The sequence below is a fragment of the Streptococcus mitis genome, assembly GCF_023110375.1.
Lineage (GTDB): Bacteria > Bacillota > Bacilli > Lactobacillales > Streptococcaceae > Streptococcus > Streptococcus mitis_CI.
Genome location: NZ_JALDVV010000002.1, coordinates 123,218 through 144,961, shown reverse-complemented (window position 1 = coordinate 144,961; position 21,744 = coordinate 123,218). Strand labels below are relative to the sequence as shown.

18 protein-coding genes and 1 pseudogene are annotated in these 21,744 nt (G+C 42.9%); 14 read left to right on the top strand and 5 right to left on the bottom strand.

What is annotated here, in order from left to right; all coding sequences use genetic code 11:
- Positions 1 to 30: 30 nt before the first annotated feature.
- The 12 genes from M1G12_RS02845 to M1G12_RS02790 all read left to right on the top strand — a co-directional run bounded on the left by M1G12_RS02845 (position 31) and on the right by M1G12_RS02790 (position 13,124).
- Positions 31 to 372 carry a YbgA family protein gene (locus M1G12_RS02845; RefSeq protein ID WP_239822433.1) on the top strand — a complete coding sequence of 114 codons (342 nt, stop codon included), beginning with the start codon at positions 31 to 33 and terminating at the stop codon, positions 370 to 372.
- Positions 356 to 721 (top strand): TIGR02328 family protein, encoded by a 366-nt coding sequence (locus M1G12_RS02840; RefSeq protein WP_033686502.1) that lies wholly within the window; start codon positions 356 to 358, stop codon positions 719 to 721. The genes M1G12_RS02845 and M1G12_RS02840 overlap by 17 nt, the downstream gene beginning before the upstream one ends.
- 185 nt (positions 722 to 906) lie before the next feature.
- Positions 907 to 1,200 (top strand): helix-turn-helix domain-containing protein, encoded by a 294-nt coding sequence (locus M1G12_RS02835; protein ID WP_033686503.1) that lies wholly within the window; start codon positions 907 to 909, stop codon positions 1,198 to 1,200.
- Between the two features lie 350 nt (positions 1,201 to 1,550).
- Complete coding sequence (metE, locus tag M1G12_RS02830) at positions 1,551 to 3,800, top strand: 5-methyltetrahydropteroyltriglutamate--homocysteine S-methyltransferase (protein ID WP_049511043.1); 2,250 nt, start codon at positions 1,551 to 1,553, stop codon at positions 3,798 to 3,800.
- Positions 3,801 to 3,902: 102 nt separating this feature from the next.
- Positions 3,903 to 4,769, top strand: coding sequence for a methylenetetrahydrofolate reductase [NAD(P)H] (gene metF / locus M1G12_RS02825; protein WP_049524662.1), 867 nt, complete (start codon positions 3,903 to 3,905; stop codon positions 4,767 to 4,769).
- Positions 4,770 to 5,461: 692 nt separating this feature from the next.
- Positions 5,462 to 7,675 (top strand): polyribonucleotide nucleotidyltransferase, encoded by a 2,214-nt coding sequence (pnp, locus tag M1G12_RS02820; protein WP_000166429.1) that lies wholly within the window; start codon positions 5,462 to 5,464, stop codon positions 7,673 to 7,675.
- 15 nt (positions 7,676 to 7,690) lie between these two features.
- Complete coding sequence (gene cysE / locus M1G12_RS02815; protein WP_000539979.1) at positions 7,691 to 8,308, top strand: serine O-acetyltransferase; 618 nt, start codon at positions 7,691 to 7,693, stop codon at positions 8,306 to 8,308.
- A gap of 11 nt (positions 8,309 to 8,319) precedes the next feature.
- The gene (locus tag M1G12_RS02810; protein ID WP_247949385.1) at positions 8,320 to 9,204 is read left to right on the top strand and encodes a GNAT family N-acetyltransferase; all 885 of its coding nucleotides are present in this window, start codon (positions 8,320 to 8,322) and stop codon (positions 9,202 to 9,204) included.
- An 81-nt stretch (positions 9,205 to 9,285) separates the two neighbouring features.
- Complete coding sequence (gene cysS / locus M1G12_RS02805) at positions 9,286 to 10,629, top strand: cysteine--tRNA ligase (protein ID WP_084953266.1); 1,344 nt, start codon at positions 9,286 to 9,288, stop codon at positions 10,627 to 10,629.
- Positions 10,622 to 11,008 carry a Mini-ribonuclease 3 gene (locus tag M1G12_RS02800; protein WP_000567927.1) on the top strand — a complete coding sequence of 129 codons (387 nt, stop codon included), beginning with the start codon at positions 10,622 to 10,624 and terminating at the stop codon, positions 11,006 to 11,008. The genes cysS and M1G12_RS02800 overlap by 8 nt, the downstream gene beginning before the upstream one ends.
- A 3-nt stretch (positions 11,009 to 11,011) precedes the next feature.
- A complete protein-coding gene (locus M1G12_RS02795) occupies positions 11,012 to 11,881 on the top strand; it encodes a helix-turn-helix domain-containing protein (protein WP_084953222.1) in 870 nt (289 codons plus the stop codon).
- 112 nt (positions 11,882 to 11,993) lie between these two features.
- Positions 11,994 to 13,124: an ABC transporter ATP-binding protein gene (locus tag M1G12_RS02790; RefSeq protein WP_084864649.1), complete on the top strand. Its 1,131-nt coding sequence runs from the start codon at positions 11,994 to 11,996 to the stop codon at positions 13,122 to 13,124.
- A 97-nt stretch (positions 13,125 to 13,221) separates the two neighbouring features.
- On the opposite strand, the pseudogene M1G12_RS02785 reads toward M1G12_RS02790, so the two are convergent.
- From M1G12_RS02785 to M1G12_RS02765, 5 genes and pseudogenes are all read right to left on the bottom strand, one after another.
- Positions 13,222 to 14,412 (bottom strand): annotated as a pseudogene (locus tag M1G12_RS02785) (ferredoxin reductase family protein).
- Between the two features lie 142 nt (positions 14,413 to 14,554).
- Positions 14,555 to 15,214: an amino acid ABC transporter permease gene (locus M1G12_RS02780; RefSeq protein WP_084953220.1), complete on the bottom strand. Its 660-nt coding sequence runs from the start codon at positions 15,212 to 15,214 to the stop codon at positions 14,555 to 14,557.
- A gap of 9 nt (positions 15,215 to 15,223) precedes the next feature.
- Positions 15,224 to 15,901, bottom strand: a complete 678-nt coding sequence (locus M1G12_RS02775; RefSeq protein ID WP_000131152.1) for an amino acid ABC transporter permease — start codon at positions 15,899 to 15,901, stop codon at positions 15,224 to 15,226.
- A gap of 12 nt (positions 15,902 to 15,913) precedes the next feature.
- Positions 15,914 to 16,708 carry a transporter substrate-binding domain-containing protein gene (locus tag M1G12_RS02770; protein WP_247949384.1) on the bottom strand — a complete coding sequence of 265 codons (795 nt, stop codon included), beginning with the start codon at positions 16,706 to 16,708 and terminating at the stop codon, positions 15,914 to 15,916.
- Positions 16,709 to 16,718: 10 nt separating this feature from the next.
- Positions 16,719 to 17,477: an amino acid ABC transporter ATP-binding protein gene (locus M1G12_RS02765; protein WP_247949383.1), complete on the bottom strand. Its 759-nt coding sequence runs from the start codon at positions 17,475 to 17,477 to the stop codon at positions 16,719 to 16,721.
- Positions 17,478 to 17,653: 176 nt separating this feature from the next.
- Here M1G12_RS02765 and recJ point away from each other — a divergent pair, with 176 nt between their 5' ends.
- Positions 17,654 to 19,876: a single-stranded-DNA-specific exonuclease RecJ gene (gene recJ / locus M1G12_RS02760; protein WP_247949382.1), complete on the top strand. Its 2,223-nt coding sequence runs from the start codon at positions 17,654 to 17,656 to the stop codon at positions 19,874 to 19,876.
- 170 nt (positions 19,877 to 20,046) lie between these two features.
- The gene (locus tag M1G12_RS02755) at positions 20,047 to 21,708 is read left to right on the top strand and encodes a ribonuclease J (protein WP_084950967.1); all 1,662 of its coding nucleotides are present in this window, start codon (positions 20,047 to 20,049) and stop codon (positions 21,706 to 21,708) included.
- Positions 21,709 to 21,744: the final 36 nt, after the last annotated feature.

The window sequence follows — 21,744 nt, the reverse complement described above, 5'->3', positions numbered from 1 at the left end:
CAACTCTGGGCGAGAAACAAATACCTCGTTTTGAGTCATTCTAGCAATATTTACAATGAGATCCGCCAATACTTGAAGAATGAAGAGGTGGAGGTAAGTCATGTTCAAGAACTGATCGATCGTGCCTGTCAAATCCCTAAGCATAGAGGTCAGGTTTGCAATGTCTTTCAGCATATTTGGGGCTATTTCAAAAAGAAAGCAACAGAGACTGAACGCAAGGACTACATGCTCTTGCTGGATCGCTACCGATTTGGTCAGGCTTCTCAGGCAGACTTGATTACTAAGACTCGAGACTTGCTTGATCGCTATCCAAATACCTATTTGCAACATTCGACTTTACTGAAAGGAGATTGTCATGAGACTTTGGCATGAGGCTTTGATTTCACAGCTTCCCCGTCCTCAACTCTTGGGACAACATCGAGAGTGCTGTGCCCTCCGTGGCAATGGCTGGGGCAGAAAGCATGCAACGGTGGACTATGTCTTTACCCACTCGCCCTATCGTCTCTATGCCTATCATGACTTGATCATGAAGGAGATGGCTAACCGAGGCTATAATGTCAGTCCAGAGTGGTTGGATAAAAACTATCGTGGTAAGACCTGCCCTCCTTATCAAGAATTAGTAGAGGAAAAGTTGACTAGTCCTATATACAGCGAACATGACGCAACCTACTATGAGGAGTGTCTGGCAAATCTCCGAGAGAAGGGGATAGAGCTGGAATAATAGTAAGGATTGCCTTCAATTTATAACTCTTCTCGTATTTTTTCGAATAATAAAGATGAGACCTTTGGAATTTTTCTAAGGTCTTCTTTTTATGAATGTTAGGATTTACTTTTAATAACTTTTGAGTTATAATTTTAAAAAAACCAAGCGTGAACTAAAGGACTTAAAAGAAAGAGGGGTAAGTGATGAAGAATAGTGCTATTGGGAGTAACTGGAAGGATGTCCGGTCAGAACTCTTTACCAAGGAGGAAATACTTGAAAGTGATATGCGAGTGGCTATCATGAGTGAGTTGATTGAAGCCAGACATGAGCAAGGAATCAGCCAGAAAAAGCTAGAGGAACTCAGTGGAGTGAGCCAGCCTGTCATAGCTAGGATGGAAACAGGAAAGACAAGTCCTCAGTTGGATACAGTCTTGAAAGTTTTAGCCAGTTTAGGAAAGACACTAGCAGTTGTCCCACTTGAACAGGGGAAAAGTTGATAGGAATGAAATTACTTGGTTGGATAAAATCATCCACTGGATAATTTTACCTCCCGTCCGCACTTTTCAGAGAAATATCAGAATTACAAAAGAAAACTAACCTATAGTCTTTTCTAATAACAAGTCATAGTCACTTATAAGAATTACTAATAACGTATTTGAGTATTCCAACTAAAACACAGCCAAAAACAAGCTATACAAAGGATTTGAGGCATTTGTCTCAAGTCTGTTTCTTTTGTCCAAAACAGAGGTATAGTTTCAAACTATATCAAAGCCTAATTTTTTACAATTATACAGATGATTTCTTTTCTGTTAAGATAGTTTCAACAACAAATTTTGGAGGACACATCATGTCAACTACAATCATCGGTTTCCCTCGTTTGGGAGAATTCCGCGAATTAAAATTTACAACTGAAAAATACTTTAGAAAAGAAATCTCAGAAGAAGAACTCTTGGCAGCAGCAAAAGACTTGCGTGCTAAACACTGGAACATTGTCAAAGAAAAAGGCATCACTGAAATTCCATCAAATGACTTCTCTCACTATGACAACTTCCTAGATGCAGCTTTCCTTTTCAATGTGGTACCTGCTTCAGTTCAAAACTTGGACTTGTCTGACCTTGAGCGCTACTTCGCTTTGGGTCGTGGTTACCAAGGAGAAAAAGGGGACGTTCGCGCCCTTCCAATGAAGAAATGGTTCAACACCAACTACCACTACATCGTTCCTAAGTTTGAAAAAGACACTCAAGTCAAACTTGCAGGTCACAAGATCTTCGATGAGTTCCAAGAAGCAAAAGAACTTGGATTGAACACTCGTCCAGTTCTTGTAGGTCCATTCACTTTCCTTCAATTGTCAGACTTTGAAGAAGGTGTGAAAGCAGAAGACTTCGTAGACAGCTTAGTGGCTGCTTACCAAGAAGTTTTTGCAAAATTGGCTGAACTTGGTGCAACTCGCATCCAATTGGATGAAGCGGCTCTTGTAAAAGACTTGACAGCTGAAGAAAAAGCTCTCTTCTTGAACCTTTACAATAAACTTTTGGCTGACAAAAAAGGTCTTGAAGTCTTGCTTCAAACTTACTTCGGTGACGTTCGTGACGTTTACGCTGACCTTGTGAAATTGCCAGTAGATGCTATCGGTCTTGATTTCGTTGAAGGTAAGAAAACTCTTGAATTGGTTAAAGGTGGCTTCCCAGCTGACAAGACTCTTTATGCAGGTATTGTCAATGGTAAAAACATCTGGCGCAACAACTACGAAAAGAGTTTGGCTGTTCTTGAGCAAATTCCAGCTGAAAACATTGTCTTGACAAGCTCATGCTCACTTCTTCATGTGCCATTTACAACTGCTAATGAAGAATTTGAACCAGCAATCTTGAACCACTTTGCCTTTGCAGTTGAAAAATTGGATGAGATTCGTGATTTGGATGCTATCCGCAATGGCCAAGGTGAAGAAGCACTTGCAGCTAACAAAGAACTCTTTGCGACTGAGCGTGTGGGTGAAAATGCTGAACTTCGTGCGCGTATCGCTGGCTTGACAGACGCAGACTACACTCGTTTGCCAGCCTTTGCAGAACGTGAAGCTATCCAAGAAGAAGCTTTCAAACTTCCAGCTCTTCCAACAACAACGATTGGTTCATTCCCTCAAACAAAAGAAGTTCGTGCGAAACGTTTGGCTTACCGTAAAGGTGAATTGTCTCAAGAAGAGTACGATGCTTTCCTTGCTGAAACAATTGACGAATGGATCAAATGGCAAGAAGATATCGACTTTGATGTCCTTGTTCACGGTGAATTTGAGCGTAATGACATGGTTGAGTACTTCGGTCAAAACTTGTCAGGTTACCTCTTCTCTAAAAATGGTTGGGTACAATCATACGGTATGCGTGGGGTAAAACCACCAATCATCTGGGGTGATGTCACTCGTCTCAACCCTATCACTGTTAAATGGTCTAGCTATGCACAAAGCCGTACAAACAAACCTGTTAAAGGAATGTTGACTGGACCAGTAACTATTCTCAACTGGTCATTCCCACGTGAAGACATCTCTATCAAGGATTCTACTCTTCAAATCGCTCTTGCTATCAAGGATGAAGTTCTTGACCTTGAAGCTGCTGGCGTGAAAATCATCCAAATCGACGAGGCTGCTCTTCGTGAGAAATTGCCACTTCGTCGTAGCGACTGGTACGAAGACTACCTTGACTGGGCAATTCCTGCCTTCCGCTTGGTACACTCAACAGTAGCGCCAGACACACAAATCCACACTCACATGTGTTACTCAGAATTTACAGATATCATCCCAGCTATCGACAACATGGATGCAGACGTTATCTCATTTGAAGCTAGCCGTTCAAACCTTGAAATCTTGGACGAACTCAAAGCGAAAAACTTCCAAACAGAAGTGGGACCTGGGGTTTACGATATCCACTCACCTCGTGTGCCAAATGAAGGCGAAATCGACAATACAATCGAAGCTATCCTTGCTAAAGTGCCAAGCAAGAAAGTTTGGATCAACCCAGACTGTGGTTTGAAAACACGTGGTATTCCAGAAACAAAAGAAAGCTTGATCCGCCTTGTTGAAGCAGCTAAAGCTGCGCGTGAGAAATTGTAAGATAAGGATTTCTCTAGAAGCACTGTTTGGTCAATCTGCCTGTTTCACTTGGATTCTAGGAATCCAGCTAACGAAAAAATCAACTAGAAAAGGATAATGACTATGTCACGCCAAACACCGTCACTCTCATTTGAAGTGTTCCCTCCCAACCCAGCCGTGGGTAATGATAACATTATTTCTGCTCTTCAAGATATGCAGGAGTTGGCTCCCCACTTTATCAGTGTAACTGCCAGCAATAATAAATTTAATATCAAGGAAACGACGGTTCGTTTGGCTGACTTTATCCAAAATGACTTGGCGATTCCGACTATTGCCCACTTGCCAGCCATCTATTTAACTAAGGACAAGGTGGCTGAAACTATTGCTGACTTGGATAAGGTTGGGGTGCAGAAAATCTTGGCTCTTCGTGGGGATATTATTCCTGATGTGGAACCTCAAAAGGATTTCCGTTATGCAACTGACTTGATTGAGTTCATCAAGGAACAAGCTCCTCACTTTGATATTATCGGAGCTTGCTATCCAGAAGGGCATCCAGATTCGCCAAATCAGATTTCAGATATCCAAAATCTCAAGAAGAAAGTAGATGCAGGTTGTTCGAGCCTAGTAACCCAGCTTTTCTTTGACAATGAGCGCTTCTATGATTTTCAGGACAAGTGTATCTTGGCTGGGATTGATGTTCCTATTCATGCAGGGATTATGCCAATTCTGAATCGAAATCAGGCTCTCCGCCTCTTGAAGACTTGTGAAAATATCCATCTTCCACGCAAATTTAAAGCCATCTTAGACAAGTATGAGCATGACCCTGAGTCGCTCAGAGCAGCAGGACTTGCCTATGCAGTGGACCAAATCGTGGACTTGGTAACTCAGGATGTTGCCGGTGTGCATCTCTACACTATGAACAATGCTGAAACAGCAAAATACATCCACCAAGCAACTCATGCCTTGTTTAATCATCAGTCTCTCGGATAATAAAAAGCAAACCATTCTTCTCAGGTGAGGGGAATGGTTCCTTTTTAATGGTAAAGACCGCACTTTTTAAGAAAAATATGATAAAATAGACTCTGTACGTACTTGATACAAAGATGAGGGTATTAAAAAAATAATGCATTTAAACTGAGAGTCTTAGATGTTTTAGCATCAAACCTTTCTGATGACTAACGGTAGGAAAGAGCGACACGAACGAGTCAAATCGATGTTATTTGACGAGAGAGTTAGTAAAGCATTTAGCTAATCGCCTGATAGCGATTAGCGTGAAAGGATTAGATGCTTTAGCATCAAACCTTTCTAATGATTTGTATCTTGAGTAATTGAACACGCCTACAACTCTGTGGAAAAAGATAAATCTGCCTAGGAGCGGTCGATCCGTCGTTCGGTTTCCTATTTTCCTTTGAGTTGTTTGACGGCTTAGTATCTTGAGTAATTGAACCCGGGCTAAATCCCTAGTGAAAAAGATAGATTTCCTGGTGTACATGGTACACTGCGTCAATCGAATGCTATCTTGTGTAATTGAACCCGGCCGAAAAGCTGTGTAAAAAAGATAAACTGTCTTGTCTTCATCGAAGACTTCGTCAGTTTCCTATTTTTACTTTGCTTTTGACGTCCTTGGTATCTTGATCTTTGTAGGCAAGGCGTATAATTTCATCAATCCAAAGGGGATTAAAATGACAAAACAAGTGTTTCAAACGACTTTTGCGGGTCGTGAGTTAATTGTAGAGACTGGTCAGGTTGCTAAGCAAGCAAATGGCTCTGTTGTTGTACGTTATGGTGAGTCAACTGTCTTGACTGCTGCCGTTATGTCTAAGAAGATGGCAACTGGGGATTTCTTCCCACTTCAAGTCAACTATGAAGAAAAAATGTATGCGGCTGGGAAGTTTCCTGGTGGCTTTATGAAACGTGAAGGGCGTCCTTCAACGGATGCGACATTGACAGCGCGTTTGATTGACCGTCCAATCCGTCCTATGTTTGCGGAAGGTTTCCGTAATGAAGTACAAGTCATCAACACAGTTCTTTCTTATGATGAAAATGCCTCAGCACCAATGGCAGCTATGTTTGGTTCATCCTTGGCGCTTTCTATTTCAGATATTCCATTTGACGGACCAATTGCTGGGGTACAAGTGGGATATGTAGATGGCCAAATCATCATCAACCCTACGCAAGAACAAGCAGAGCAATCGCTCCTTGAATTGACAGTAGCTGGTACCAAACACGCCATCAACATGGTAGAGTCTGGTGCTAAAGAATTGTCAGAAGAAATCATGTTGGAAGCTCTCCTTAAAGGGCACGAAGCAGTCAAAGAATTGATTGCCTTCCAAGAAGAAATCGTTGCAGCAGTTGGTAAGGAAAAAGCAGAAGTAGAATTGCTTCATGTGGACGCTGAATTGCAAGCTGAAATCATCGCAGCCTACAACAGCGACCTCCAAAAAGCGGTTCAAGTTGAAGAAAAATTGGCTCGTGAAGCTGCAACTCAAGCAGTTAAGGACCAAGTTACTGTTGTGTATGAAGAAAAATATGCAGACCACGAAGAATTTGATCGTATCATGCGTGATGTGGCTGAAATCTTGGAACAAATGGAACACGCAGAAGTGCGTCGTTTGATCACAGAAGACAAGGTACGTCCTGACGGTCGTAAGGTTGATGAAATCCGTCCTTTGGATGCGGTTGTTGACTTCCTTCCTCGTGTGCACGGTTCAGGTCTCTTCACTCGTGGACAAACTCAGGCTCTTTCAGTCTTGACCTTGGCTCCGATGGGTGAAACTCAAATCATTGATGGTTTGGATCCAGAGTACAAGAAACGCTTTATGCACCACTATAACTTCCCACAATACTCTGTTGGGGAAACTGGTCGTTACGGTGCGCCAGGTCGTCGTGAAATCGGTCACGGTGCTCTTGGTGAGCGTGCACTTGCTCAAGTCTTGCCAAGTTTGGAAGAATTCCCATATGCTATCCGCTTGGTAGCTGAGGTCTTGGAATCAAATGGTTCTTCATCTCAAGCTTCTATCTGTGCGGGAACTCTTGCCCTTATGGCTGGTGGTGTGCCAATCAAGGCGCCAGTAGCAGGGATTGCCATGGGTCTCATCTCAGATGGAAACAACTATACAGTCTTGACAGATATCCAAGGTTTGGAAGACCACTTTGGAGATATGGACTTTAAGGTTGCAGGTACTCGTGACGGGATTACAGCCCTTCAAATGGATATCAAGATTCAAGGAATCACTGCAGAAATCTTGACTGAAGCACTTGCTCAAGCCAAGAAAGCGCGTTTTGAAATCCTTGATGTGATTGAAGCAACCATTCCAGAAGTTCGTCCAGAATTGGCTCCAACTGCTCCGAAAATTGATACCATCAAGATTGATGTGGACAAGATTAAGATTGTCATCGGTAAGGGTGGAGAAACCATCGACAAGATTATCGCCGAAACAGGCGTTAAGATTGATATCGACGAAGAAGGAAATGTGTCTATTTACTCTAGCGACCAAGATGCTATTAACCGTGCCAAAGAAATCATTGCTGGTTTAGTTCGTGAAGCCAAAGTGGACGAAGTTTACCGTGCTAAGGTTGTTCGTATCGAGAAATTTGGTGCCTTTGTCAATCTCTTTGATAAGACAGATGCCCTTGTTCATATCTCTGAGATGGCTTGGACGCGTACCAATAATGTCGAAGACTTGGTAGCAATCGGTGATGAAGTTGATGTTAAGATTATCAAGATTGATGAAAAAGGACGTGTGGATGCTTCTATGAAAGCCCTTCTTCCTCGTCCTCCAAAACCTGAACGTGATGAAAAAGGCGAAAAGTCTGAGAGACCTCACCGCCCACGTCATAACAAGGACCACAAACCTAAGAAAGAATTTACAGAAACACCAAAAGATTCAGAATAAGAAAAGGAGAAATGTATGGGATGGTGGCGCGAAACCATTGATATCGTAAAAGAAAATGATCCAGCGGCCCGCACCACTTTGGAGGTTTTGCTGACTTATCCAGGTGTCAAGGCCTTGGCGGCCCACCGTCTCTCGCATTTTCTCTGGAAGCATGGCTTCAAACTCCTGGCTCGTATGCACAGTCAGTTTTGGCGCTTTTGGACTCAGATTGAGATTCATCCAGGCGCACAGATTGATTCAGGTGTCTTTATCGACCACGGCTCTGGTCTGGTGATTGGGGAAACAGCGATCGTTGAAAAAGGTGTTCTCCTTTATCACGGAGTGACTCTTGGTGGGACTGGTAAGGATGTTGGCAAACGCCATCCGACCGTTCGAAAGGGAGCACTCATATCAGCCCATGCCCAAGTTATCGGACCAGTAGAAATCGGTGAAAATGCCAAGGTCGGTGCTGCAGCAGTTGTTGTAGCAGACGTACCTAGTGATGTGACGGTTGTCGGTATTCCTGCTAAGATTGTCCGTGTACATGGTAAAAAGGATGAGCCGGTCATTCACGAAGTCGAAGAAAAACGAGAGTATTACGTCAATAAACTAGAGCAGGCTAAAGAAGCCAGTCACAGATCGTCTGGGTTGTAGAGGATACCGATATGATTCAAGCCAAAAATAAGTTAAGCCAAGAGGAGCTATCTGAGGCGAAAAAACTAATTAACTGTTGCCAAAACTATGACGGTACCTATCGTGATCCCTATCTATCTAACATGCTTAATTTTGACCCAAACATGCCCGCCTTTTTCCTTTATTATGAAAAAGGCGAACTTGTTGGTTTATTAACTGTCTATGCAGATGATCAAGATGTGGAAGTGACGATACTGGTTCATCCAGCTCATCGCCGTCAGGGGATTGCGCGTGCATTACTTACTAGTTTTGAGAAAGAAACGGCTTCTTTCCCTATTCGTTCAGTTACTTTTCAGACAGAGCGTGTTTTTCTAGACCGCCATCCTGATTTTGTTAGCAACTGGGAATTGGTAGAGGATGAAGAGACAGAAACTTGGTTAGGTAAGGATAGAAAACCTTATCCGTTAGCAACTGTTTCCAATCTTGAAGTTTTGTTAGCAGATAGTTCGTATCAGGATCAAATTAGTCAGTTAAAATTTCAGGCATTTTCAGAGGAACATGAGTCTAGAGAGATTGTGGATAGATATGTCGCTGAAGCTCTGAAGGATCCAGAAAGTCGCTTATATATTTTGTTAAAAGACGGTCAGGTTATTGGAACTTGCACGGTAGATTTATCGACTAATACGAATTACTTCTACGGGTTAGCAATATCTGAACCTGAACGTGGGAAAGGCTATGGAAGCTACTTAGCAAAATCCCTTGTCAACCAACTAATTGAGCAAAATGACAAGGAATTTCAGATTGCAGTAGAGGACAGCAATGTAGGTGCCAAGCGCTTGTATGAAAAAATTGGCTTTGTCAAACAGACCCAGGTGGTTTATCTGAATGAGAAAGGAGCAAGGGATTCCGAAGTGTAGAGAGATTCGGACTGAAATTCAATTGAACTCTTAGTGATGAAACTAATTGTTCTTGGATTTTAGCTTTCCTAACTATGATTTATGATTAAAATCTATGACACTATGTCTCGTGATTTGCGAGAATTTGTCCCGATTGAGGACGGCAAGGTCAAGATGTATGTTTGTGGGCCAACCGTGTATAACTATATCCACGTAGGGAATGCCCGTTCGACGGTAGCTTTTGATACGATTCGACGTTACTTTGAGTATCGTGGGTACGAAGTTGCCTATATTTCTAATTTCACGGATGTGGATGATAAGATTATCAACCGTGCCAAGGAAGAAGGCATCACGCCTCAGGAGGTTGCGGACAAGTACATCGCTGCCTTTCGTGAGGATGTGACAGCCTTGGGCGTCAAACCTGCGACCCGCCATCCGCGTGTGGTGGAGTTTATGGCTGACATCATCCGCTTTGTGGAAGATTTGATTGAAAAAGGCTTTGCCTACGAGAGTCAAGGAGATGTCTATTTCCGTGTGGAAAAATCTCACAACTATGCCAAATTGGCTAATAAAACCTTGGAAGATTTGGAGCTGGGTGCTTCAGGTCGTACCGATGAAGAAACAGCTCGTAAGGAAAATCCTGTAGACTTTGCCCTCTGGAAATCTGCCAAATCAGGCGAGATTTCTTGGGACAGTCCTTGGGGACCTGGTCGTCCGGGCTGGCATATTGAGTGTTCGGTCATGTCGACAGAAATTTTGGGCGATACTATTGATATCCACGGTGGTGGAGCGGACCTTGAGTTTCCTCACCACACCAATGAAATTGCTCAGTCTGAAGCTAAAACAGGCAAGACTTTTGCCAACTACTGGATGCACAATGGCTTTGTCAATATCGACAATGTCAAGATGTCCAAATCTTTGGGGAACTTTATCACTGTCCATGATGCCCTCAAAACCCTCGATGGGCAAGTGCTTCGTTTCTTCTTTGCGACTCAACACTACCGCAAGCCCATCAACTTTACGGAAAAGGCAGTGCGGGATGCAGAGACTAATCTCAAGTATCTAAAGAACACTTATGAGCAACCATTTACAGGAAAAGTGGATGTCAAAGAGTTACAAGCCTTTAAAGATAAGTTTGTGGCGGCTATGGATGAAGATTTTAACGCTGCCAACGGTATCACAGTTGTTTTTGAAATGGCCAAATGGATCAATTCCGGCAACTATGACGAAAGTGTCAAGCAAGCTCTTGCGGATATGTTGGAAGTCTTTGGAATTGTCTTTGTTGAGGAAGTTTTGGACGCTGAGATCGAATCCTTGATTCAAAAACGCCAAGAAGCGCGTGCCAATCGTGACTTTGCGACAGCGGACCAGATCCGTGACCAATTGGCTGCTCAAGGGATTAAGCTCCTTGACACCAAAGATGGAGTGAGGTGGACACGTGATTGATGTCAATCTCATTAACGGGATTGCGTTAGCTTTTGAGGGGGACGCGGTGTATTCTATGTATATTCGTCGTCACCTCATTCTAAAAGGTATGACCAAACCCAATAAACTCCATCAAGAAGCGACCAAGTATGTCTCAGCCAAAGCTCAGGCTCGCCTGATTTCCCTTATGTTAGAGGAGCAAGTCCTGACGGAAAAAGAAGAAGAAATCTACAAACGTGGTCGCAATACCAATAGTCACACAAAGGCTAAAAATGCCGATGTGGTGACCTACCGTATGTCCACAGGTTTTGAAGCAGTCATGGGTTATCTCCATATGACTGAAAATCTGGAACGTCTTGAGAGCTTGATTTCGTGGTGCATCCAAAAAGTGGAGGGCTAGGACATGATGGCAAAAGAACTACAAGACTGGTTTCCTGAAGCTCAGATTTCGGACCAACCAGTAGAGAAAGAGGGCTATCTCACTCTCCCTTTAGCTTCTCAGCAGTGGATTTTGCTGGAGGAAGCTGGACTCAGCGAGCGTGAGAAGCAGTTGATTTCTCTTTTGACCCAGCAGGAGCAGGCTCGTTCGCTCAATCCTTGGTATTCTTTTCTGATTGAGGGCAAGGGACAGACACCACAAGCTTTTAAAAAGATTCAGTTGGTTTATTGCCATCTTTCCTATTTTCAGCAGGAAAATCTAGCTTCTTGGCTGGATATGATGCGGACTCTTTTTCCTAACTGTCAGACAGTGTTACAGGTCGGAGCTCAGGATTATGTTTTCATACTTCAACAAGATAAATACACCTCTGTACGAGCTATTTTAAGTGATACGATTGAAGCGGTTGAGTATGACTTTGGCCTTCGTCTGTCAATCATGTTGGGCCAGGTTTGGTCTCAGACAGGCCATCAAGCCCTATCAGACTTAATCAATGCTGAGCGCGATTTGTTCAAGACTTGGTGGCGTCAGGGTCATCAAGGTGTTCATACTTTTTCTCAGCTCTATCTTTGGAGTATGGGAGAAAGACTCGTGGACTTGAAGGCAATCAAGGAATGTCTACACCAGATGATTTTAGATCAAGATCAGATTCAGGAAATCATTCTCTCTCTTTGGGAAAATAGTGCTGTTCTCACTAAAACAGCCCAGCAACTCTATCTGCACCGCAATTCTCTCCAATACAAGATTGATAAATGGGAAGAGTTGACAGGGCTTCAGTTGAAGGAGTTGACGGACCTCACCTTGTGTTATCAGTTGATTTTACCAGATATTCTCTAAAGTTTTGTGCAAGTTGCACAGAACTTTTTTATTTTTTTGGTCACCTTGCCATAGAAATGTAAAGCGTTTTCATCTATAATAAAACTATCAAAAGACAAAAGGAGTTCACCTCATGGTAGAATTGAATCTTAAAAACATTTACAAAAAATATCCAAACAGCGAACACTACTCAGTTGAAGACTTCAACTTGGACATCAAAGACAAAGAATTTATCGTTTTCGTAGGTCCTTCAGGATGTGGTAAATCAACAACTCTTCGTATGATTGCTGGTCTTGAAGACATCACAGAAGGTACTGCATCTATCGATGGCGTGGTTGTCAACGACGTAGCTCCAAAAGACCGTGACATCGCCATGGTATTCCAAAACTACGCTCTTTACCCACACATGACTGTTTATGATAACATGGCTTTCGGTTTGAAATTGCGTAAATACAGCAAGGAAGACATCGAGAAACGTGTGCAAGAAGCAGCAGCAATCCTTGGTTTGAAAGAATTCTTGGATCGTAAACCAGCTGACCTTTCAGGTGGTCAACGTCAACGTGTTGCCATGGGTCGTGCCATCGTCCGTGATGCAAAAGTGTTCTTGATGGACGAACCTTTGTCAAACTTGGATGCAAAACTTCGTGTATCTATGCGTGCTGAAATTGCGAAAATCCACCGTCGTATCGGAGCTACAACTATCTACGTAACTCACGACCAAACAGAAGCGATGACACTTGCAGACCGTATCGTTATCATGTCAGCTACTAAAAACCCTGCTGGCACTGGTACTATCGGACGTGTTGAACAAATCGGTACTCCTCAAGAAGTTTACAAAAACCCAGTTAACAAATTCGTAGCAGGATTCATCGGAAGCCCAGCTATGAACTTCATCAACGTAAAATTGATCGGTGACCACATCGTTGGTGACGCCTTTAATTTGAAAGTTCCAGAAGGTGCTTTGAAAGTTCTTCGCGATAAAGGTTACGAAGGTAAAGAATTGATCTTCGGTATCCGTCCAGAAGACGTGAATGCAGAACCTGCTTTCCTTGAAACATTCCCAGAATCAGTTGTGAAAGCAACTATCTCTGTATCAGAATTGCTTGGTTCAGAATCTCACCTATACTGCCAAGTTGGTAAAGATGAATTCGTTGCTAAGGTTGACGCACGTGACTACTTGCAAGCTGGTGCAACAGTTGAACTTGGATTTGACTTGAACAAAGCACACTTCTTTGATGTAGAAACTGAAAAAACAGTCTACTAAGATAAATAAAACTCAAAACACTGCTAGAGAAATCTGGCAGTGTTTTTTGAGATTGCGTAGAAAAAACTCCTGGGAAATTCCAGGAGAGTATGAGTGGTTATTTAAACTTGAATCCTTCGTAAATAAGCTCTGCTTTTGGATTTTGTTTCTTAATCTGTTTGGCAAGTGACTTCGTCATAGAAAGAGGACCACACATATAGACGCTTACATGTTCGGGTACTTCTTCTTGCTCAAAATTAAGATAGCCGTCTTTCGTACTGTCTACTAGATGGAGTTCAAAATTAGGATTTTTCTGAGCATAGTCACGAAGCAAATCTAGATAAACTGCATTTTCCTCTCCACGGAAGCTATAGTGGAAGTGAACCTGTTTATCTAAGATAGGATGTTCACGGATGTAAGAAATGAAGGGGGTGATTCCAATGCCTCCAGCAATCCAAACCTGATTTTATCGTCCTTCTTCTATAATCATGTGTCCGTAAGCTCTGTCTACACTTACTTTGCTGCCGACTTGAAGATTATCATAGATATTCTTGGTATGGTCACCTGAATTTTTAACAGTAAAGTAAAGAGTTTGACCATGACCTCCTGAGATAGAAAAGGGATGCGGAGCACTTTCAAAGCCTTCTTGGAAAATCTTTAGGAAGGCAAATTGTCCTGATTGATAGTTGAAAGGTCTGCTAAGATGGATTTGAATTTCTTTAGTATCGTGATTCAAGCGTTTGAGGTTGGTAATTTTCCCTAGATAGGGGAAGCCAATCTTTTGATATAGAAAAATGATATAAAAACCAGCTAGCAAGCCTAAAAGGGCATAGCTACCAACAAGAAAACTTAGTAGATTAAATGTAAGGAGACGATTGCCCATCATCATGTAGACATGAAAGAGTCCGAAAATATAAGCTAGATAAACCAGACGGTGAATCCATCGCCAAGCTTCGTATTGGATGTATTTGCCTAAATAGGCGACAAGGATGATACTGGCAAAGATATAGATGGCAAGGTTGCCAAACTGAGCAGCTAAGCGAGAGCCCCACAAACCGCCCATACTGAAGTTATGAAAGATGAGTAGGATAATGGATAGAAAGGCTGTGAATTTGTGGACAGTGTAGACCTTCTCCAAACCGTGAAACCAGTTTTCTAGTAGTGGGAGACGAGTGGATAGGATAAAAGTCAGAGATAGGCTTGTTAAAGCTAGTCCTGGAATCATGAATTGGGGAGAAGTGTCCATCCAAGTCCAAATAGTCAAGACAAAACTAGCTATGATAAAGAGTAGTCCTTTGATTGATTTCATAGAAAATTCCATTTCATTAAGATTTGATTTGTTGTAAATAAATTTGTTACATTTTATCATAGAAAAAGTATGGTGTCAAATTGAAGTCTATAAATATCTGCTATCATCAAAAAACTCTCCAATTGAACTGGAGAGTGGCTGTTTATTCTGCAGCTTGTTGCCAACGTTTGGCTAGCATATGAGATAGGCTCGAAATTGCTAGGTTGAAGCTGAAGTAGATGAGGGCAATCAGGATATAAAGGCTAAACACTTGCTCTGGTTCGAAATAACGGCCCATGAGAATTTGGCTAGCTCCAAAGAGTTCTTGTAGGGCGATAACAGAGTAGAGGAGGCTGGTATCCTTAATCACGGTTACAAACTGAGAAATGATGGCTGGCAGCATTTTACGAATTGCTTGTGGGAGAATGATGTGGTAGAGGATTTGGGCTGAAGTGAATCCTTGCGACATTCCTGCTTCGTACTGTCCCTTGTCCACAGCATTGAGGCCACCTCGGATAATCTCAGCTAGGGCTGCTGATGTAAAGATGGTAAAGGCAGTGATTCCTGCTGGTGTGGATTTCATTTTGAAAACCAAAAAGATGGTGAAAATCCAGAGGAGGTTGGGAACGTTGCGCACAAACTCGATGTAAATGCTGGAGATGATGCGCAAGATAGGATTTTTCCCATTTCTCATGACGGCTAGCACCGTTCCGATAAGGGTAGAGTGGACAATGGCAATCAGAGAAATATAGAGGGTCAAGCCAAATCCTTTAAAGATAAAGATTAGGTTATCTGGGGTCAAAACTTCTAAAATAGATTCCATAGTAACCTCCTAAAGTGAATAGGCTTTTTTGTTGGCTTGCTCCATCTTGCGACCAAATTGGGCAACAGGGAAGCATAGGGCAAAGTAGAGAAGAGCAGCACCTAAAAAGGCTGGGATATAGTTTCCGTTGAGAGCCGACCAAGACTTGGTCACAAACATCAAGTCCACTCCAGAGATGATAGCAACCGTTGAAGTATTCTTGATAAGGTTAACGATTTGGTTGGTCAAAGGAGGGAGAATGATACGGAAGGCCTGAGGCAAGATAATCAAGCGCATAGCACTGATATAGGTGAAACCTTGCGACAAGGCGGCCTCCATCTGACCACTAGGAATAGACTGAATCCCTGAACGGATAACCTCAGCAATATAGGCGCCGTGATAAAGTCCAACGCAGAGAACAGCTGTCCAATAAATTGGAATCATGATGGTGTGTTCACTGATAAGAGGCAAACCATAAAAAACAATAACAAACTGTACCAAGAGGGGAGTATTTTGGTAAAATTCGACAAAGATACGAGCCAAAATTCTTAAAATTTGATGTTTGCTAGTTGATAGGACTCCAAAGATGATTCCTAAGACCATAGCTAGGATAAAGGATCCGATAGCTAGGGCAAGGGTGAAGAGGAAACCATTGAAAAATTGTCCAAAATCCTGAAAATAGGCTGTCCAAGATGATAAATCTGTCATGGGGTGTCCTCCTTAATCTGCAGTATAGCTAGATGGTTTGAGCTTGTAACGGTCATAGAGTTTTTGAAGACTGCCGTCCTTGCTCCATTTAGTGACCAAGGTATCAAGATAGTCGCTGAGCTCAGTATTTGATTTCTTGGTGACGATACCGTAGTCAGATGGCTTGAAACTATCATCTAGTAGTTCTGTGCGTTTGCTGATGTAGCCAGACAGGATAGAGCGGTCAACGGAAAAGGCATCAATACGGTGAGCGTGAAGGGAAGTAATCAATTCTGGGTAGGAACCAAGTTCGACGAATTTAAAGGTTAGACCTTTCTTTTTCCCCAGTTCAGTAATCAAGCGTTGGGTAATGGAACCTTGAGCAACTCCGATGGTTTTTCCGTTTAAGTCCTCAATGCTTTTGATGTTGGCAGATTTGTTGACCAAAAAGCCAGAAGCATCCGTATAGTAGGGACTGGTGAAGTTGTATAATTTTTTACGTTCATCTGTGATGGTGAAGGTTGCGATATCCATGTCGACCTGTTCGTTGTCTAGTAGTGGACCGCGGGTTTGAGCGGTAACAGGAACGTAGCGAATCTTGACCTTGAGTTCATCTGCAATCATCTTGGCCAGGTCCGTTTCGATACCAGAATAAGTCCCTGTCTTGGGATCTTTGTAACCAAAATTGGGAACGTCTTGTTTGGCACCGACAACTAGTTCGCCTCTTTTTTGAATGTCTGCCACACTAGTATCGGCTTGGACTGGTTTGGCAGCAGCAAGGCTGAAAAGGCTAATCAATAATGCGGATAAAAAGAATTTCTTTTTCATAGGCGCCTCCTTATTTGACTTTGTCACTTTCGTGGTTGATAATTTTGCTGAGGAATTGTTGAGCACGAGGTTCGCTTGGATTGTCGAAAAAGTCATCAACATCTGTCGTATCAACCAAAACCTCTCCATCAGCCATAAAGATGATACGGTCAGCAACTTCACGGGCAAAGCCCATTTCATGGGTAACGACAATCATATTCATACCCTCGTGGGCCAATTTTTGCATAACTGCCAGAACGTCACCTATGGTTTCAGGGTCAAGGGCAGATGTTGGTTCATCGAAGAGGAGGAGCTCCGGATGCATAGCGAGTCCACGTGCGATGGCGATTCGTTGTTTTTGTCCACCAGAAAGCATGGCTGGATAAGAATCTTTCTTGTCCCACATATTTACAAATTCCAGATATTTTTGGGCTGTCTTTTCAGCTTCTTTTTTATCAATTCCTAGAACTTTTATGGGCGCAAGTGTTATGTTTTCTAACACTGTTTTGTGTGGATAGAGGTTGAAATGTTGGAAAACCATGCCGACTTCCTTGCGAAGCGGTACTAAATCTTTCTGGCTGGCACCAGCAACTTGGTGACCATTTACTAGAAGACTTCCCTTGTCTACAGCCTCCAAACCATTGATGGTGCGGATAAGAGTGGACTTCCCAGAACCAGAAGGGCCTAGGAGGACAACGACTTGCCCTTTTTCAAAACGGAGATTGATGTCGCGGAGTGCGTGGAAGTCTCCGTAATATTTTTCGACGTGTTCAAATTCTACTAAAGCCATAAGGAATCTCCTTTGTGTTAGATTTTATAACATGATTCTACACCAAAAGAATTGCCTTGTCAAATCATATCTGAAAAAATTCACTAAAATTTTATAAAAAAGCAATCTGGATAGAGAAAAAGCCTAAATCGTGTTATAATGAAGCAAGAGAATTCTTAGAAAGAGTGGATGTCTTTTTGATAACACCTACTTATGAATGGCAGTTTGCCCCGCAGGTAGAAGATGCGGATTTTACAAAGATAGCCAAGAAGGCTGGACTGGGTCCTGAGGTGGCTCGGTTATTATTTGAGAGGGGGATTCAGGACCAAGAAAGTCTGAAGAAGTTTTTAGAGCCTTCTTTAGAGGACTTGCATGACCCTTATCTACTCCATGATATGGACAAGGCAGTGGAACGGATTCGTCAGGCCATTGAAGAAGGGGAAAATATTCTCGTCTATGGAGACTACGATGCGGATGGTATGACTTCGGCTTCTATTGTGAAGGAAAGTTTGGAACAGCTTGGTGCCGAGTGCCGGGTTTATCTGCCCAATCGTTTTACCGACGGTTATGGACCTAATGCCAGTGTTTACAAATATTTTATCGAGCAAGAAGGAATTTCCTTGATTGTGACGGTGGATAATGGGATTGCGGGTCACGAGGCTATTGCATTAGCCCAGTCTATGGGAGTAGATGTCATTGTGACTGACCACCATTCCATGCCTGAAACCTTACCAGATGCCTATGCTATTGTCCATCCTGAACATCCGGATGCGAACTATCCTTTCAAATATTTGGCTGGTTGTGGAGTTGCTTTCAAGCTGGCTTGTGCCCTTTTAGAAGAAGTACAAGTGGAATTGCTTGATTTGGTCGCTATTGGTACCATCGCTGATATGGTTAGTTTGACAGATGAGAACCGTATCTTGGTTCAGTATGGTCTGGAAATGCTGGGACATACTCAGCGCATTGGTTTACAAGAAATGCTGGATATGGCTGGGATTGCCGCCAACGAAGTAACAGAAGAAACGGTTGGTTTCCAGATTGCCCCTCGTTTGAATGCCTTGGGCCGCTTGGATGATCCCAATCCTGCCATTGATTTGTTGACTGGATTTGACGACGAGGAAGCCCATGAGATTGCCCTCATGATTCATCAGAAAAACGAAGAGCGCAAGGAAATCGTCCAGTCTATCTATGAAGAAGCTAAGACCATGGTGGACCCTGAGAAGAAGGTCCAGGTCTTGGCCAAGGAAGGCTGGAATCCTGGGGTTCTAGGAATCGTGGCTGGTCGTTTGTTGGAAGAATTGGGACAGACAGTCATCGTTCTTAATATAGAAGACGGTCGTGCCAAGGGAAGTGCTCGTAGTGTGGAAGCGGTCGATATTTTTGAAGCCCTAGATCCCCATCGCGACCTCTTTATCGCCTTTGGTGGCCATGCTGGTGCAGCGGGTATGACGCTGGAAGTTGAGAAACTTTCAGATTTATCTCAGGTCTTGGAAGATTATGTCCGTGAAAAAGGCGCAGATGCTGGAGGTAAGAACAAGTTAAATCTAGATGAAGAGCTGGATTTGGAGACTTTGAGTCTTGAAACAGTCAAGAACTTTGAACGTTTAGCTCCCTTTGGAATGGACAACCAGAAACCCGTCTTTTATATCAAGGATTTTCAGGTCGAAAGTGCCCGTACCATGGGGGCAGGCAATGCCCATCTCAAGCTGAAAATTTCTAAGGGTGAGGCTAGTTTTGAAGTGGTGGCCTTCGGTCAAGGTAGATGGGCAACAGAATTTGCTCAAACCAAGAATCTAGAGTTGGCAGTCAAATTGTCTGTCAATCAATGGAATGGCCAAACTGCCCTCCAGTTGATGATGGTGGATGCACGCGTGGAGGGTGTTCAGCTCTTTAACATCCGTGGAAAGAATGCCACCTTGCCAGAGGGAGTTCCAGTCTTGGATTTTGCTGGAGAAGTGCCAGATTTAGTGACTAGTGAAGCGGTTGTTGTGAAAACAATTCCTGAGGATATGACCCTGCTAAAGACCATTTTTCAAAAGCAGAATTTCTCTGCGGTCTATTTCAAAAATGATATTGACAAGGCCTACTATCTGACGGGATATGGGACTAGAGAGCAGTTTGCAAAATTGTACAAGACTATCTACCAGTTCCCAGAGTTTGATATTCGCTACAAACTGAAGGATTTGGCTACTTATCTCAATATCCAACAAATCTTGCTGGTCAAAATGATTCAAGTATTTGAAGAGCTAGGCTTTGTGACCATCAAAGATGGTGTCATGACAGTGAATAAAGAGGCTGAAAAGCGTGATATAGCTGAGAGTCAGATTTACCAAAATCTCAAACAAACCGTCAAAGACCAAGAAATGATGGCGCTGGGTACCGTGCAAGAAATTTATGACTTTTTAATGGAAAAAGAGTAGATGATAGGAAAGAGTTGGGAAACCAGCTCTTTTTTGAAAACAAATCTTCATTTTGAAAATCATCAAAAAAATGGTATAATGGTAGGAAAAGATTCGGCTAAAAGTAGTGCTTTTAGAATAAGAGGGTAAGCAACCCTATAATCAAGATAAACTAAGCTTTCGGAGGAAAAATGAGTAATATCAGTTTAACAACACTTGGTGGTGTACGTGAAAACGGGAAAAATATGTATATCGCTGAAATCGATGGGTCTATTTTCGTTTTGGATGCAGGTCTGAAATACCCTGAAAATGAACAACTAGGGGTGGATGTGGTCATTCCCAATATGGACTACCTTTTTGAAAACAGTGACCGTATCGCTGGGGTCTTCTTGACCCACGGCCATGCGGATGCCATTGGTGCTCTGCCTTATCTCTTGGCGGAAGCCAAGGTACCTGTATTTGGGTCTGAGCTGACTATTGAGTTGGCAAAACTCTTTGTCAAGGGAAATGACACAGTTAAGAAATTCAATGATTTCCATGTTATCGATGAGGATACGGAGATTGATTTTGGAGGGACAGTGGTGTCCTTCTTCCGTACGACCCACTCTATCCCAGAGAGTCTGGGTGTTGTCTTGAAGACAGCTGAGGGTAGTATCGTTTATACAGGTGACTTCAAATTTGACCAGACAGCTAGTGAATCTTATGCCACAGACTTCGCTCGTTTGGCAGAAATCGGTCGTGATGGAGTTCTAGCTCTTCTTAGCGATTCAGCCAATGCGGACAGTAATATCCAAGTGGCTAGCGAAAGTGAAGTTGGGGACGAGATTACTCAAACCATTTCGGACTGGGATGGTCGTATCATTGTTGCAGCAGTAGCCAGCAACCTCTCTCGTATCCAGCAGGTGTTTGATGCTGCGGATGCAACAGGCCGTCGTGTGGTCTTGACAGGATTCGATATTGAAAATATCGTCCGTACTGCTATTCGCCTTAAGAAATTGTCTCTAGCTAACGAGAGTCTTTTGATTAAGCCAAAAGATATGTCTCGTTTTGAAGACCGTGAGTTGATTATCCTTGAGACAGGTCGTATGGGTGAGCCAATCAATGGTCTTCGTAAAATGTCGATTGGTCGCCACCGTTATGTGGAAATCAAGGACGGTGACCTAGTCTATATTGTAACGACACCGTCTATCGCCAAAGAAGCGGTCATGGCACGTGTGGAAAACATGATTTACCAAGCTGGCGGAGTTGTCAAACTGATCACTCAAAGCTTGCGTGTGTCAGGGCATGGAAATGCGCGTGATTTACAGTTGATGATCAATCTCTTGCAACCCAAGTATCTCTTCCCGATTCAAGGGGAATACCGTGAGTTAGATGCTCATGCTAAGGCTGCTATGGCAGTAGGTATGTTGCCAGAACGCATTTTCATCCCTAAAAAGGGAACAAGCATGGCTTATGAGAATGGCGATTTTGTCCCAGCTGGCGCGGTTTCGGCAGGGGATGTCTTGATTGACGGGAATGCCATTGGTGATGTTGGTAATGTGGTTCTTCGTGACCGTAAGGTCTTGTCAGAAGATGGAATTTTCATCGTCGCAATCACCGTTAACCGTCGTGAGAAGAAAATTGTGGCCAAGGCTCGTGTTCACACGCGTGGATTTGTTTATCTCAAGAAGAGCCGTGATATTCTCCGTGAAAGTTCAGAATTGATTAATCAGACGGTAGAAGACTATCTTCAAGGAGATGACTTTGACTGGGCAGATCTTAAAGGGAAGGTTCGTGATAATCTGACCAAGTATCTCTTTGATCAAACTAAGCGTCGTCCAGCTATTTTACCAGTAGTCATGGAAGCAAAATAAGCGATGAAATAAACGGAGAGAAAGTCGAATTTCGGC